Below are 15,340 nucleotides of genomic sequence, written 5' to 3' on the forward strand. Positions count from 1 at the left end.
TTGTCTGGAAATGTAACACGTTCTAGTTTAGGTTCCGTGGCCCTGAACATCGCTGATCTTGCCGAGCACGCCATCGACGCCGTGCCAGACCGTGTCGCCCTGATCTGCGGCGACGACCAGCTCACCTACGCCCAGTTGGAGGAGCAGGCCAACCGGCTGGCTCACTACCTCATCGATCAGGGCGTCAAGAAGGACGACAAGGTCGGCCTGTACTGCCGCAATCGCAACGAGATCGTCGTTGCGATGCTCGGCATCGTCAAGGCCGGCGCCATCCTGGTCAACGTCAACTTCCGCTACGTCGAGGGCGAGCTGAAGTACCTGTTCGACAACTCCGACATGGTGGCGCTGGTACACGAGCGCCGCTACGCCGACCGCGTCGCGAACGTGCTGCCGGAGACGCCTCTGGTCAAGACGGTCCTGGTGGTCGAGGACGGAAGCGATGACGACTACCAGCGCTACGGCGGTGTCGAGTTCTACTCGGCGCTCGAACAGGGTTCGCCCGAACGCGATTTCGGCCCGCGCAGCGAGGACGACATCTATCTGCTCTACACCGGCGGCACGACAGGTTTCCCGAAGGGCGTGATGTGGCGCCACGAGGACATCTATCGGGTGCTGTTCGGCGGCACCGACTTCGCCACCGGCGAGTTCGTCAAGGACGAGCACGACCTGTCCAAGGCCGCCGCGGAGAACCCGCCGATGATCCGCTACCCGATCCCGCCGATGATCCACGGCGCGACGCAGTCGGCGACCTGGATGTCGCTGTTCTCCGGCCAGACCACCGTGCTGGCACCGGAATTCGACGCCGACGAGGTCTGGCAGACCATCGAGAAGCACAAGGTGAACCTGCTGTTCTTCACCGGCGACGCGATGGCGCGCCCCCTGCTCGACGCGCTGACCAAACTGCACGACTCGGGCCACGAACCCGACCTGTCGTCGCTGTTCCTGCTGGCGAGCACGGCGGCGCTGTTCTCGACCAGCATCAAGGAGAAGTTCCTCGAACTGCTGCCCAACCGGGTGATCACCGACTCGATCGGATCTTCGGAGACCGGTTTCGGCGGGACCAGCATCGTCGCCAAGGGGCAGTCGCACACCGGCGGCCCGCGGGTGACGATCGACCATCGCACGGTCGTGCTCGACGAGGACGGCAACGAGGTCAAGCCGGGTTCGGGGGTGCGCGGCCTGATCGCGAAGAAAGGCAACATCCCGGTCGGCTACTACAAGGACGAGAAGAAGACCGCCGAGACGTTCAAGACGTTCAACGGTGTGCGGTACGCGATTCCGGGCGACTACGCCGAGGTGGAGGCCGACGGCACGGTCACCATGCTCGGCCGCGGGTCGCAGTCCATCAACAGCGGCGGCGAGAAGATCTACCCCGAGGAGGTCGAGGCCGCGCTCAAGGGACACCCGGACGTGTTCGACGCGCTCGTGGTCGGTGTGCCCGACGAGCGCTACGGCCAATGCGTGGCGGCCGTCGTGCACCGTCGTCCCGGCACCAACCCGACGCTGGCCGACCTCGACGGTTTCGTGCGTCAGGAGATCGCGGGATACAAAGTGCCGCGGAAAGTTTGGTGGGTCGACGAGATCCACCGCACGCCGGCCGGTAAGCCGGACTACCGCTGGGCCAAGGACACCACCGAGGAACGGCCGGCCGACGACGTGCACGCCAACCACGTGGGGAGCGCGTCGTGATCCGTACCGAGCTGTGTGACCGCTTCGGGATCGAGTACCCGATCTTCGTCTTCACACCGTCGGAGAAGGTGGCCGCGGCGGTCAGCAAGGCCGGCGGGCTCGGCGTGCTGGGCTGCGTCCGGTTCAACGACGCCGACGACCTCGAGCAGGTCCTGTGCTGGATGGACGAGAACACCGACGGCAAGCCGTACGGCGTCGACGTGGTGATGCCCGCCAAGGTGCCGCAGGAGGGCACGGCGGTCGACATCAACAAGCTGATCCCGCAGAGCCATCGCGACTTCGTCGACAAAACCCTTGCCGACCTCGGTGTTCCGCCGCTGCCCGAGGACGGGGACCGCAACGAGGGTGTGCTCGGGTGGCTGCACTCGGTGGCGCGCTCGCACGTCGAGGTGGCGCTCAAGCATCCGATCAAGTTGATCGCCAACGCGCTCGGATCGCCGCCGAAGGACGTGATCGATCAGGTGCATGCGGCCGGGGTGCCGGTCGCGGCGTTGGCCGGCAGCGCGAAACATGCTCAGCGGCATGTGGACAACGGCGTCGACATCGTCGTCGCCCAAGGCCATGAGGCCGGCGGGCACACCGGCGAGATCGGCTCGATGGTGCTCTGGCCGGAGATCGTCGATGCGCTCGGCGGCAAGGCGCCGGTGCTGGCCGCCGGCGGTATCGGCACCGGCCGCCAGCTGGCCGCGGCGCTGGCCCTCGGTGCGTCCGGGGTGTGGATGGGCTCGGCGTTCCTGACCGCCGCCGAGTACGACCTCGGTCACCGCAGGCCGGGCGGCACCTCGACGATCCAGGAGGGCCTGTTGAGGGCGACCTCCGCCGACACCGTGCGCCGCCGCATCTACACCGGTAAGCCCGCGCGGCTGCTCAAGACGAAGTGGACCGACGCGTGGGATGCGCCCGACGCGCCCGAGCCGCTGCCGATGCCGCTGCAGAACATCCTGGTCAGCGAGGCGCATCAGCGGATGAACGAGTCGGACAACCCCGACACCGTCGCGATGCCGGTGGGCCAGATCGTCGGCCGGATGAACGAGATCCGCCCGGTCGCCGACATCATCGCCGAGCTGGTGTCGGGCTTCGAGGAGGCCTCGCGCCGCCTCGACGACATCCGCGGCAACTGAGCCTTTTTCCGCCGAACGTTGATTACCGCGCGAGTTTCTCGCCGATTCTCGAGCGGTAATCAACGTTCGCGTGAGGACGGTCAGGGCGTGATCGTGGTCTGCTCGTCGATGGTCATGGTCGCCGGGCCGATGAGGTCCATCTGATCCTCGAGCGCGTCGGCGTTGAGCTGAAGCACGTAAAGCCCGTCGGAGCCCGGGATCACCACCGTCTTCTGCGCGACGATCTTGGTCACGCCCTCGGAGTTCCACGTGCCGCCCAGCTGGTAGGCCGGATAGTCGCCGAGAGTGCTGACCTCGCCGTCGTTCATCGCGCTCCACCCCGGCAGGTTCTGCAGTTCGCCGGGCGCCAGGTCGATGATGGCCTGCGGGTCGACGTTGCCGGTCAGCTTGGACACCAGCGCCACGATGCTCGGGGTGTACTCGGCGGCCTCGGGTCCGGTGTAGACGATCGCGCCGTACGCCCACTCCGGGGTGTCCTCACCGGCGGGCTCCCAGCCCTCGGGGATCGGCAGGTCGATGGTGGGCGAACCGGGGTCGCCGCGGTTGACCGGGGTCTCCTGGATGTTGTTCTCGGCGATGTAACTCGCGATGGTCGGGTTGGGCCCGGCCGCATCCTCGTCGCGCGGAGCCACTTTCGCGGTCGACGGCGCCGCCTTGGCGCTCGTACCGGTGGCCTCCGCGGCCACCGAGGTGGCGCTGGGTTCGGTCTTCGTGTCCGAGCCGCAGCCCGTCAGCACGAAGGCAAGGGCCGCCGCCAACGCGGCTCCGCCCGAGATCGCTGTGGTCTTCATCGAGAACTCCTGTCTGCTCAAGATTGTTCTCAGCGAAGAGTAATCGAGAACAGGAGTTAGGGAAGCCGAGTAGTTTTACTCGGATAGTTCGATTCTGGCAAACATCGATCAGCGCGGGATCGGATACACCGGGTCCGCGCAGTCGGTGCCCTCGGCGGCCAGTTGCCGCTTGATCACCTTGAACGTCTCGGTGCGCGGCAGCGCGCTGCTCACCCGCACATACGACGGCCATTGCTTGGGGCCGAGATCGGTTTGTGCCGAGAGGAACTCGCGGAACTCCTCGGCGTCGAACGCGGCGCCGTCGCTCAGTGTCACCGCCGCCATCACCTGATCGCCGATGTCGGGCGCCGGGATCCCGTACACCGCGACCTCGACGATGTCGGGGTGCCCCAACAACACCCGCTCGATCGGCGCCGACCCGAGGTTCTCCCCGTCGACGCGCATCCAGTCGCCGAGCCGACCGGCGAAGTACGCATAGCCGTCCGCGTCGCGGTAAGCCAGGTCGCCGCTGTGGTAGACGCCGCCACGCATCCGGTCGGCGTCGGCGGCCGCGTCGTTGTAGTACCCCTCGAACCGCCCCGCGTCCGAACGACCCACGAGCTCGCCGGTCACGCCGGGAGGGCACGGCTCACCGGTCTCGACGTCGACGATCTCGGTACCCGGCGGCAGCGGACCCAGCGACCCCGGCGGGGTATCAGGGGTGCGGGCGATCGCGATGCCGCCCTCGGTCGAACCGAAACCGTCCATCACCACGGTGCCGAACCGCTTCGCAAACCGCTCGATGTCGGCGGGCGCGCCCTCGTTGCCGTACACCGCGCGCAACGGATTGTCGGCGTCGTCCGGCCGCTCCGGTGTAGCGAGCACATAGGACAGCGGCTTGCCGACGTAGTTCGCATACGTCGCGCCGAAGCGCCGCACGTCGGGCAGGAACTGCGACGCGGAAAACTTGCGCCGCAACGCCAGTGAGCTCCGCGACGCCAGCGCCACCGCCCACCCGACCAGGACGGCGTTCGAGTGGAACAGCGGCATCGACACGTAACACACGTCTGCCGGTCCGAGGTCGAAGCGCTGGGCCATCGTGGTCCCGGCCACTGCGACCTTGCCCTGACTGCACTTGACGGCCTTCGGATCACCGCTGGTGCCCGAGGTGTAGATCAGCATGAACAGATCACCCGGGTCGGCGGTACGGGCGACGACGGCTTCGTCGGCGTAGCCTGCCACCTCGGCAGCCCACTCCGGCGAGTCGACGTCGATGTGCGCGATGTCGCCGAGCGCCGATGCCGAAGCCGAATCGGCAAGCACCACCTGACAATCGGCATGGGTTATGTCGCGTTGCAGGGCAGCCCCACGGCGCACCGGGTTGAGCCCGACGGGCACGATGCCGGTCAAGCCCGCGGCCACCAGCACCGCCGAGAAGAACGGCGTGTTCTGCAGCAGCACCCCGACGTGCGGCGGGCGGTCCGGGTCGAGGCGGGCTCGCAGCGCGGCACCGACCGCGGTGGCGTGGCGCAGGTGCTCACGCCAGGTGGTGTACGTGTCCTCGAAGTAGACCCCGCGGTCGTCGACCTCGGCCAGCGGCTCCAACAGCCCTGAGACGGTCGGCAACTCGGTCACTAGGCGGGGGTGTCGGCCAACTCCCGGCCGATGCGCAGCAGTTGTCCGGTGGCGCTGCCGACCGCGAACTCGTTCTGCTTGGCCACCAGGAAGTACCGGTGCACCGGGTGGTCGACGTCGATGCCGACGCCGCCGTGCACGTGGACGGCGGTGTGCGCGACCCGGTGGCCGGCGTCGGCCGCCCAGAACGCCGCGGTGTTGACGTCGACGTCGGCCGGCAGGCCCTCCGAAAGCCGCCACGCCGCCTGGGTGAGCGTCAGGCGCAGCGCCTTGACGTCGATGTACCCGTCGGCCAGCCGTGACGACACCGCCTGGAAGCTGCCGATCGGCCGGTCGAACTGTTCGCGTTCGCGCGCGTACTCGGCGGTGAGCTCCAGCGCCCGTTCCAGCACGCCGAGCTGAAATGCGCTGCGGCCCAGAGCGGCCCGCGTGGCCAACCACGAGACGACGTCACCGTCGCCGACGACGCGGCCGGCGTCGAGCTCGACGCCTTGCAACTCCAGATGACCGACGCTGCCGTGGCCGGTGGTGCTCAGCGGTTCGACGGTCACCCCGGCGTCGGAGGCCGCCACGACGAAAACCTTTGTGTCCCCATCAACTTCAGCCGGAACCAGGAACGCGTCGGCGAGCGGGCCGTAGGCGACCTGGGTGCGCGAGCCGGTGAGCCGGTAGCCCGACCCGGAGGACTGCGCCTGCACCGGGCCCTGGGCCATCTCACCGTCGAGCGCGATGGTGAGGATCTTGTCGCCCTGGACCGCGGGCACCGCCCACTGCTGCTGCAGCGCCTCGGACCCGAACGTGCCGAGGGCGCCCGCACCCAGCACAACCGAATCCAGGTACGGCACCGCCGACAGCTGCCTGCCGAGCGCGACCAGGATAGCCACCTGCTCCAGCACGCCGAAACCGCCGCCGCCCAGAACTTCCGGGGCGGCGGCCGAGAGCACATCAGCCTCGACGAGCTTGCCCCACAGCGTCTTGTCGAACCTGTGCTCCAACCCGTCGAGTTCTCGCTGTCGCTCGGGCGTCACGACGGAGTCGACGATCGTGCGGACCAGCCCGCCGAGATCCTCGGACGCTTCGGTTGTCTTGAAGTCCATGTCGAGTCCTATCGGTTCACTCGGGGCAGGCCGAGCGCGACCATGCCGATGATGTCGCGCTGAATCTCGTTGGTGCCGCCGCCGAACGTCAGGATCAGGCAGCTGCGGTGCATCCGCTCGATCCGTCCGCGCAGCAGCGCCCCAGGAGCGTCGGGGCGCAGTGTGGCGGCGGTGCCGAGCACCTCCATCAGCAGCCGGTAGGCCTCGGTGGCCAGTTCGGTGCCGAAGACCTTGGCCGCCGACGCATCCGCGGGCGAGGGCGCCGCATCGTCGGAGGACGCCAGCTCCCAGTTGATCAGCTTGAGCACCTCGGCCTTGGCGTGCACCCTGGCCAGGTTCAGCTGCACCCATTCGGAGTCGATGAGCCGGTTGCCGCGCACATCCTTGGTGTTCTGCGCCCATTCGCGAACCCCGTTGAGCGCGACGAAGATCGGCTGCGCCGAAACCAGCGCCACCCGCTCGTGGTTGAGCTGGTTGGTCACCAGCTTCCAGCCTGCGTTCTCCTCGCCGACCAGGTTGGTCACCGGCACCCGCACGTCCTGGTAGTAGGTCGCGCTGGTGTCGACGCCGGCCATCGTGTGCACCGGCGTCCAGGAGAAGCCCTCGGCGGTGGTCGGCACGATCAGCATCGAGATACCTCGGTGCTTCTTGGCCTCCGGATTCGTGCGCACCGCCAACCACACGTAGTCGGCGTAGGCGATCAGGCTGGTCCACATCTTCTGGCCATTGATGACATAGTCGTCGCCGTCGCGGACCGCGGTCGTGCGCAGCGAGGCCAGGTCGGTGCCCGCACCCGGTTCGGAGTAGCCGATCGAGAAGTGCAGATCACCGGCGGCGATCTTCGGGAGGAAGAACTTCTTCTGCTCCTCGGTGCCGAAGTGCATGATCGTCGGCGCGACGCTGTTGATGGTCAGGAACGGCACCGGCACGTTCGCGATCGCGGCCTCGTCGTTGAAGATCAGCCCGTCCATCGGCGGGCGTTCCTGCCCGCCGAACTCCTTGGGCCACGACAGCGTGAGCCAGCCGTCCTTGCCCATCTGCGCGACGGTTTCGCGGTAGACGTTGCCGCGCCCCATCTCGCCGTCGTTGGAGGCGAGCGCCTCGGCCCGCTCCGGCGTCATCAGGTTGGTGAAGTAGGAGCGCAGCTCGCGGCGAAGCTCCTCCTGCTCTGGGGTGTAGCCGATCCGCATCGCCTTGTCCTAACTTCTAGAGGCACGATCTAGCATTCGAGCTGTAATCGGTATCCAGCCCGGGTTCACACCCGGTTGTAACACGTTCTAGTCTGAGGGTCCAGGCCGGTGCCGCAGTGGCGCTCGGAGACCCCATCGCGAGGAGGTTTGTGGTGCGCGTAGAGGTGGACCGTGATCGCTGTGAAGGCAACGCGGTTTGTGTGGGAATCGCCCCGGACCTTTTCGACCTCGACGACGAGGACTATGCGGTCGTCAAGGCCGATCCAGTCCCCGCCGACCAGGAGGACGTGGCCGAGCAATCTATCGTCGAGTGCCCCCGCGCGGCGTTGATCCGTAGAGACTAGAGGTATTCATAAATTGACGACCAACGACCTGGCGGGACGCGTCGCGGTGGTGACCGGCGCGGCAGCCGGCCTGGGCCGTGCTGAGGCCATCGGGCTGGCCCGCTCCGGCGCAACCGTCGTGGTGAACGACATCGCCGCCGCGCTCGACAAGTCCGACGTGCTCGCCGAGATCTCCGCGGCCGGCGCCAAGGGTGTCGCAGTGGCCGGTGACATCAGCGAGCGGTCGACGGCCGACGAACTCGTGAAGACCGCCGACAGCCTGGGTGGGCTCGGCATCGTCGTCAACAACGCCGGCATCACCCGGGACCGCATGCTGTTCAATATGTCCGACGAGGACTGGGATGCGGTGATTGCGGTGCACCTGCGCGGCCATTTTCTACTGACCCGCAACGCCGCCACCTACTGGCGCCAGAAGGCCAAGGAGAATGACGGTCAGGTGTACGGCCGCGTCATCAACACCTCGTCTGAGGCAGGCCTCGTCGGCCCCGTCGGCCAGGCCAACTACGGTGCGGCCAAGGCCGGTATCACCGCGCTGACGCTCACCATGGCGCGCGCCCTCGAGAAGTACGGGGTACGGGCCAACGCCATCGCGCCGCGCGCGCGTACCGCGATGACCGCTGACGTGTTCGGCGAGGCGCCCGAGCTCGCCGAGGGACAGATCGACCCGCTGTCGCCCGAGCACGTCGTGAACCTCGTGCGGTTCCTGGCGTCGCCGGCTTCGGAAGGGGTGAACGGACAGCTGTTCATCGTCTACGGTCCGAGCGTGACGTTGGTGGCAGCTCCGACGGCCGAGGCGCAGTTCAATTCGGCGTCCGCTCAATGGGGCGTCGCAGAACTCTCGGACACCCTCCGGCAATATTTTGCTAGCCGCGATTCTAACAAGGGTTTTTCGGCGACAGGGCTGATGTCTCAGTAAGACTAACGGTCTCGTTTCTGGCACCGCACGCAACTAGAACACGTTCTAGAATGACCTGCGTCACACGTCCCCTGACCAGCGCAAAGATCACGATATCGCCGCTTTTACCGTCCTTTGACACCCCGAACTTGTTCTAGTTAGTATTATCCGGCTCACTAAGAGCAATGCTTAATCAAAGGGTGGAAAGGCAACCGTGTCCACGAGCCTCATCTGTTCGCCACGACAATGTCGCTTCGATGTGCCTGCTGCCCTGGAACGGAGCAGAGGTTGATCGGACAACTCGCCGTACCGGCTCGGGCCGTGGGCGGGTTCGTCGAGATGACGTTCGACACGTTCGCCAAGACCTTCCGACGCCCGTTTCAGTTCCGGGAGTTCCTCGACCAGACCTGGATGATCGCTCGCGTTTCGTTGGTGCCGACTCTCCTGATCTCCATTCCCTTCACCGTTCTGGTCGCCTTCACCCTGAACATCCTCCTTCGCGAGATCGGCGCTGCCGACCTCTCCGGATCTGGCACTGCATTCGGGACCGTGACACAGCTCGGTCCGGTATCGACGGTGCTTGTCGTCGCCGGTGCCGGAGCGACGGCGATCTGTGCCGACCTCGGCGCCCGTACCATCCGCGAGGAAATCGATGCGATGCGCGTGCTCGGCATCGACCCGATTCAGCGGCTGGTGGTGCCTCGCGTGCTGGCGTCGACGGTCGTGGCGATGCTGCTCAACGGATTCGTGATTCTCATAGGTCTCAGCGGGGGATACGTGTTCTCCGTGCTCCTTCAGGGCGTCAACCCGGGGGCCTTCATCAGCGGTCTGACCATCCTGACGGGGCTGGGCGAGCTGATCATTTCGGAAGTGAAGGCCGTGCTGTTCGGCGTGATGGCCGGACTCGTCGGCTGCTATCGCGGCCTCACCGTCAAAGGCGGACCCAAAGGCGTTGGTGAAGCCGTGAACGAGACCGTCATCTACGCCTTCATCTGCTTGTTCATCATCAACGTGTTGATGACCGCAATCGGCGTTCGGGTTCTGAGCTGATGAGCCAGCTCGGTAGCTACGACGTCACACTGCGATTGCGGCGGGTGTTCGGACGTCTGCCGCATGCCGTCGACTCCTTCGGCGAGCAGGCACTGTTCTACGCCGAATCGGTCCGTTACATTCCGAACGCATTACGGCGCTACCGCAGGGAGACGGCCAGGCTGATCGCGGAGATGACGCTGGGCACCGGCGCGCTGATCCTCATCGGCGGCACGATCGGTGTAGCGGCATTTCTGACCTTGGCTTCCGGCGGTGTCATCGCTGTTCAGGGTTACGAGTCGCTGGGCAACATCGGTATCGAAGCACTGACCGGGTTCCTGAGCGCCTATCTCAACGTGCGCATCGTGGCGCCCATCATCGCGGGCATTGCGCTCGCCGCGACCATCGGCGCGGGAACCACCGCTCAACTGGGCGCGATGCGCATCGCTGAGGAAATCGATGCCGTCGAATCGATGGCCGTGCACTCGGTGTCCTACATGGTGTCCACCCGCATCATCGCCGGTTTGGTGGCGATCATCCCGTTGTACTCACTGGCCACATTGGCCGCGTTCTTCTCGGCCCGAACGATCACCGTTTACGTCAATCGACAGTCGGGGGGTCTTTACGATCATTACTTCAACACGTTCCTGATACCGACCGACCTGTTGTGGTCTTTCGCCCAGGCGATCGTCATGGCCGTCGCGGTGATGCTGGTCCATACCTACCACGGCTACAACGCATCCGGCGGGCCGGTCGGCGTCGGCATCGCGGTAGGCAAGGCGGTCCGCACGTCGTTGATCGTCGTCGTCGTCATCACCCTGTTCATTTCCCTGGGCGTGTACGGCGCCACCGGTAACTTCAACCTGTCGGGCTAGAGGAGAGCATCGTGCCGAGGACTACCGCGATCAGGATCGCCGCCGCGGTGCTGGCGACGGTCATCGTCGCGTTCTCGGCATTCACCTATCTCGCGTACACCGCTGCATTCACCCCTACCGACACCGTGACCGTGACCTCTCCGCGCGCTGGTTTGGTGATGGACAAGGAGGCCAAGGTCAAGTATCGCGGTATCCAAATCGGCAAAGTCGAAGACATCACGTACTCGGGTGACCAAGCACAGTTGACGCTCGCAATCAACCGTGCCGAGATGCGTTATGTCCCGTCCAACGCGCAGGTTCGTATCGCGAGCACAACAGTGTTCGGTGCGAAGTCGGTGGAGTTCTTGGCACCGGAACAGCCATCCGAGACCTCGTTGCGAGCCGGTGCCGTCGTCCAAGCCGAAGCGGTGCAGCTGGAAGCCAACACGCTGTTTCAGACCTTGATAGATGTACTCAACAAGGTCAACCCGATTCACCTGAACGCCACCATGACGGCGATCGCCGAGGGCTTGCGTGGTCATGGTGAAGAGTCCGGGTCCGCGGCGGCGGGATTGAATCAGTTTCTTGCACAACTGAATCCGAAATTGCCGACGGTCGAGTCCGTTCTCGCGCAAATCGCGACGGTAGCGAACATCTACGGCGACGCCGGCCCAGACTTGGTGACCGTCATCAACAACGTGCCGACGATCAGCGATGTGGTAGTCGATGAGCAGGAGAACCTGAACGCGACGTTGCTCGCGGCGATCGGTTTGGCCAACGAAGGATCCACCACCTTGGAGCCAGCCGCCGATGACTACATTGCTGCGATCCAGCGGCTGCGAGCGCCACTGACGGTGTTGGGCGATTATTCGCCGGAATTCGGCTGCATCGTCCAAGGTGTCGCGAAGGGGGGCGAGCGGGGAGCAGCGGTCGTCGGTGGAATGAAACCCGGGGCGATGGTGAGCTCCAGCTTCGTCCTGGGTGTGCCGTCGTACACCTATCCGGAGAGCCTGCCGATCGTCAACGCGTCGGGCGGCCCCAATTGCCGTGGGCTCCCGAACATTCCGAGTAAGCAATATGGTGGTTCCTGGTATAGGGCGCCATTCCTGGTCACCGACAACGCCTACATCCCGTACGAACCGTTCACCGAGGTGCAGGTCGACGCTCCGTCGACATTCCAGTTCCTCTTCAACGGCGCATTCGCAGAACGAGATGACTTCTGATGGGCCACCGGGCGGTAGTGGTCAAGGTAAGCATCTTCGTGCTGACGATGCTGCTGGTTTCCGCCGGTCTGGTGGTGGTGTTCGGTGAGTTCCGATTCGCCTCAACCAATCGCTATCACGCCACGTTCAGCGACGCCTCGCGGCTGGAGGGTGGCACCGATGTGCGGATCGCAGGGGTGCCGGTGGGTTCCGTCGAGGAGGTGAAACTCAATCCCGACAACACAGTGGATGTGGCGTTCAGCCTCGACAAGAAATACCAGCTGTATACCTCAACGCGTGCCGTGATCCGCTATGAGAACCTGGTCGGCGACCGCTTCATGGAGATCACGGCCGGTCCGGGCGAGCTCAGGAAGCTACCTGCCGGTGGAGTGATCTCGATCAATCAGACGCAGCCGGCGCTCGATCTCGACGCACTACTCGGTGGGCTACGCCCCGTAGTCAAAGGGCTCAACGGCGAGCAGGTCAACCAGATCAGTAACGCGATCCTCGAATTGTTGCAGGGGGAGGGCGGCGCGCTGTCCCGATTGCTCTCTGACACAGGAAGCTTCAGTCAGGCATTGGGCGACCGTTACCAGGTGATTTCGGAAGTGATCCAGAATCTCAGCCAGGTGTTGGCAACCGTTGACGAGAAAAGCGTCGAATTCGATGCGAGCGTTGACGAACTCCAAAAGTTGGTCAGCGGACTGGCGGAAGGTCGTGATCCGATAGCCGGGGCTATCCCACCGCTGGCTTCGGCAGAGTCCGACCTTACCGAAATGCTCGTCGAATCGCGGCGGCCGGTGCAAGGCGTCCTCGAGAATCTACGCCCACTGGCGACGGAGTTCGACAACCGCAAGGCGGAGGTCAACCGAGTCATCGAACCGCTCGCCGAGAACTACCTGCGGCTCAATTCCCTTGGGGCATATGGCTCATACTTCAACTACTACATCTGCACGGTGAAGCTCAAATTCAACGGGCCAGCAGGCGGCGACATATTCCTGCCGATCGGTGGGGTGCCGGACCCGTCGAAGGGGCGGTGTTCCGATAATGGATAAGACACTTCGGTCGGGCATTTTCGGCATCGCGATCGTCGCGTGTGTCCTGCTGGTTGCGTTCGGATACAACACTCTGCCGTTCTATCCGCAAGGCAAGTCATACGAAGCCTTCTTCGCCGATGCCGGCGGTATCTCGCCAGGTAACGACGTCAATGTTTCCGGCATCACGGTTGGCAAGGTGACTGAAGTCGGCCTCGCAGGCGACACCGCGAGAGTGGCTTTCACTGTCGACCGCAGTATCAGGCTGGGTGACCAGACAATGGTATCGATCCGGACCGACACCGTCCTGGGTGAGAGATCGCTCGGAGTGACTCCGCAGGGCGACGGATCCGTGACATCGATTCCTCTGGCTCGCACCACCGTTCCGTACACCTTGAACATGGCGCTGCAGGATCTCGGTCAAAATTCCGCCGCGCTGGACAAGGATCAATTGACCCAGGCCTTGCAGGTACTCACCGATTCGTTCCGCGAGGCGACGCCTCAGCTCCGTCGCACACTCGACGGAGTGGCGTCGCTTTCACGCAGCATCAATGCCAACGACGCCGCGCTCGCCGAACTGTTGGCACGCGCGAAGTCGGTGACCGCAACGCTCGCCGATCGGGCCGGCCAGGTGAACCAGCTCGTCACCGATGGCAATCAGCTCTTTGCCGCACTCGATGAACGACGCGCCGTCCTGAGCAGTTTGATCGCTGGGATTGACGATGTCTCGCAACAGATTTCGGGGTTTGTGGCTGATAACCGCCGTGAGTTCGGCCCGGCCCTGAGGAAACTGAATCTGGTGATGGACAACCTGCTCGAACGCCGTGAGCACATCAGTGAAGCGCTGAAACGTTTGCCGCCGTACGCCACCGCACTCGGCGAATCCGTCGGCTCGGGTTCGGGATTCATGGTGAACCTACCCAACTCGTTGCCGAACAACACGCAGGCCGCTCTTCTCCTGGATCTCTACTTCCAGCCGGGCAAGGTTCCGGACAGCTTGTCTGACCTGCTGCGCGGGTTCATCAACGAGCGGCTGATCATAAGGCCGAAGTCACCGTGAGCCGGTTGATGCGTCTTGGTGTCGTCGCGGCGCTTCTGGTGGCGCTGGTCGGTGGCGTGTACGTGCTGTGGCCGCGAGTCGGCACGTACACCGTGGTCGGGCACTTCACCTCGGCGGCGGGTCTGTATCCGGGCGACGAAGTTCGTATCGTCGGTGTTCCGATCGGCTCGATCGCATCGATCTCTCCGGAGGCTGATTCGGTCAAGATCACCATGCGGATCAAGGACGACGTCAAGCTGCCGGCTGATGCTCGTGCAGTGATCATGGCACCGAACCTCGTATCTGCCCGTTTCATCCAGTTCACCCCCGCCTACCGGCAGGGGCCGGAGATCACGGATGGCGACAGCATCGGGCTCGATCGCACCGCGGTGCCGGTGGAGTGGGACGATGTCAAAACCGAGCTGACCAGGCTCAGCCAGCAGCTCGGACCGTCATCCGGGCAAGTTCAGGGACCGTTGAGCGAGTTCGTCAATCAAGCGGCCGACACGTTCGACGGTAACGGAGACTCGTTCCGGCAAGCCCTGCGCGAGCTGTCACAAACCGCGGGGCGGCTGGGCGACTCGAGCGGCGACCTCTTCGGAACCGTGAAGAACCTGCAGATCCTGGTCAACGCGCTGTCGAGCAGCAACGAGCAGATCGTACAGTTCAGCGGGCATCTGGCGTCGGTTTCACAGGTGTTGGCGGACAGCTCTGCAGGGCTGGACGACACCCTCGGCAGCCTCAATCAGGCACTGTCGGACGTCCGTGGCTTCCTCGACGAGAACAACGAAGTCCTGATCGGCAGCATCAACAGGCTGACGGACTTCACCAGCATCCTCACCACCCAAACCGACGACGTCGAACAGGTTCTGCACGTCCTGCCGAACGCGATGGCGAACTTCTACAACATCTACAACCCGGCTCAGGGAACCGCCAACGGACTTCTGGGACTGCCGGAATTCGCCAACCCGGTGCAATTCATCTGTGGGAACTTCGACACTGCAGGAACTCCTGATTACGACAAGCGGGCTGAGATCTGTCGCCAGCGGATGGCCCCGGTGCTGAAGCGACTCGCGATGAATTACCCGCCGATCATGGCGCACGGGATCAACACGATCACCGCGTACAAGGGCCAGGTGATCTATGACACCCCGGCGACTGCGGCGAAGGCGCAAACGTACATCCCCTATCTGGAATGGATACCGGCCGAGGGGCGCTTCCCGCCCCGTGCCGGCAATGAAGGCGACCCGAGTGCGCTGCTTCTACCCGAGAACGCAGTTCCCGGTCCGCCGCCGCCGGCGCAGCCGTACACGCTCGGCCCGGTGATACTGCCGCCAGGCCCAGCGCCTGCAGGTCCGCCCCCGGGTCCGGCCCCGGGTCCGCCCCCGCCGCCTGGTCCGCTTCCGGCCGAGGCCGCTGTCCCAGGAGGTGGCGGATGATG

Annotated in this window: 14 protein-coding genes; 10 read left to right on the forward strand and 4 right to left on the reverse strand. The window is 64.8% G+C overall.

The annotated features are described in order from the left end of the window. Together BLW81_RS10440 and BLW81_RS10445 are read left to right on the forward strand one after the other, a co-directional pair. A complete protein-coding gene (locus tag BLW81_RS10440; RefSeq protein ID WP_173839600.1) occupies positions 1 to 1,689 on the forward strand; it encodes a medium/long-chain-fatty-acid--CoA/3-oxocholest-4-en-26-oate--CoA ligase in 1,689 nt (562 codons plus the stop codon). Then, on the forward strand, positions 1,689 to 2,810 hold the full coding sequence (locus BLW81_RS10445; protein WP_083410452.1) for an NAD(P)H-dependent flavin oxidoreductase: 1,122 nt from the start codon (positions 1,689 to 1,691) through the stop codon (positions 2,808 to 2,810). Before BLW81_RS10440 ends, BLW81_RS10445 begins: the two co-directional genes overlap by 1 nt. Before the next feature lie 80 nt (positions 2,811 to 2,890). Here BLW81_RS10445 and BLW81_RS10450 read toward each other — a convergent pair whose 3' ends face one another. The 4 genes from BLW81_RS10450 to BLW81_RS10465 form a co-directional block, all read right to left on the reverse strand. Further along, entirely contained in the window at positions 2,891 to 3,601 is a 711-nt protein-coding gene (locus BLW81_RS10450) for an envelope biogenesis lipoprotein LpqN (RefSeq protein ID WP_083407101.1), read from the reverse strand. 108 nt (positions 3,602 to 3,709) lie between these two features. Then, positions 3,710 to 5,215, reverse strand: coding sequence for a long-chain-fatty-acid--CoA ligase FadD17 (fadD17, locus tag BLW81_RS10455; RefSeq protein WP_083407102.1), 1,506 nt, complete (start codon positions 5,213 to 5,215; stop codon positions 3,710 to 3,712). Further along, complete coding sequence (locus tag BLW81_RS10460) at positions 5,215 to 6,312, reverse strand: acyl-CoA dehydrogenase family protein (RefSeq protein WP_083407103.1); 1,098 nt, start codon at positions 6,310 to 6,312, stop codon at positions 5,215 to 5,217. Before BLW81_RS10460 ends, fadD17 begins: the two co-directional genes overlap by 1 nt. Before the next feature lie 8 nt (positions 6,313 to 6,320). Then, a complete protein-coding gene (locus BLW81_RS10465) occupies positions 6,321 to 7,502 on the reverse strand; it encodes an acyl-CoA dehydrogenase family protein (protein ID WP_083407104.1) in 1,182 nt (393 codons plus the stop codon). 152 nt (positions 7,503 to 7,654) lie between these two features. On the opposite strand from BLW81_RS10465, the gene BLW81_RS10470 reads away from it, so the two are divergent. The 8 genes from BLW81_RS10470 to BLW81_RS10505 all read left to right on the forward strand — a co-directional run bounded on the left by BLW81_RS10470 (position 7,655) and on the right by BLW81_RS10505 (position 15,338). Continuing rightward, a complete protein-coding gene (locus BLW81_RS10470; RefSeq protein ID WP_083410453.1) occupies positions 7,655 to 7,846 on the forward strand; it encodes a ferredoxin in 192 nt (63 codons plus the stop codon). A gap of 13 nt (positions 7,847 to 7,859) precedes the next feature. After that, on the forward strand, positions 7,860 to 8,762 hold the full coding sequence (locus BLW81_RS10475; protein WP_083407105.1) for a 3-oxoacyl-ACP reductase: 903 nt from the start codon (positions 7,860 to 7,862) through the stop codon (positions 8,760 to 8,762). A gap of 267 nt (positions 8,763 to 9,029) precedes the next feature. Next, positions 9,030 to 9,791, forward strand: coding sequence for an MlaE family ABC transporter permease (locus BLW81_RS10480; RefSeq protein ID WP_083407106.1), 762 nt, complete (start codon positions 9,030 to 9,032; stop codon positions 9,789 to 9,791). Next, complete coding sequence (locus BLW81_RS10485; protein ID WP_083407107.1) at positions 9,791 to 10,645, forward strand: MlaE family ABC transporter permease; 855 nt, start codon at positions 9,791 to 9,793, stop codon at positions 10,643 to 10,645. The genes BLW81_RS10480 and BLW81_RS10485 overlap by 1 nt, the downstream gene beginning before the upstream one ends. 11 nt (positions 10,646 to 10,656) lie before the next feature. Further along, positions 10,657 to 11,847, forward strand: a complete 1,191-nt coding sequence (locus tag BLW81_RS10490) for an MCE family protein (protein ID WP_083407108.1) — start codon at positions 10,657 to 10,659, stop codon at positions 11,845 to 11,847. After that, complete coding sequence (locus BLW81_RS10495; protein WP_083407109.1) at positions 11,847 to 12,881, forward strand: MCE family protein; 1,035 nt, start codon at positions 11,847 to 11,849, stop codon at positions 12,879 to 12,881. Before BLW81_RS10490 ends, BLW81_RS10495 begins: the two co-directional genes overlap by 1 nt. Then, positions 12,874 to 13,920: an MCE family protein gene (locus BLW81_RS10500; RefSeq protein ID WP_083407110.1), complete on the forward strand. Its 1,047-nt coding sequence runs from the start codon at positions 12,874 to 12,876 to the stop codon at positions 13,918 to 13,920. The genes BLW81_RS10495 and BLW81_RS10500 overlap by 8 nt, the downstream gene beginning before the upstream one ends. A gap of 8 nt (positions 13,921 to 13,928) precedes the next feature. Beyond that, positions 13,929 to 15,338 (forward strand): MCE family protein, encoded by a 1,410-nt coding sequence (locus BLW81_RS10505; RefSeq protein ID WP_083410454.1) that lies wholly within the window; start codon positions 13,929 to 13,931, stop codon positions 15,336 to 15,338. The last annotated feature ends 2 nt before the right edge of the window (positions 15,339 to 15,340 follow it).

Source organism: Mycolicibacterium rutilum (assembly GCF_900108565.1).
In the GTDB taxonomy this organism is placed as follows: domain Bacteria; phylum Actinomycetota; class Actinomycetes; order Mycobacteriales; family Mycobacteriaceae; genus Mycobacterium; species Mycobacterium rutilum.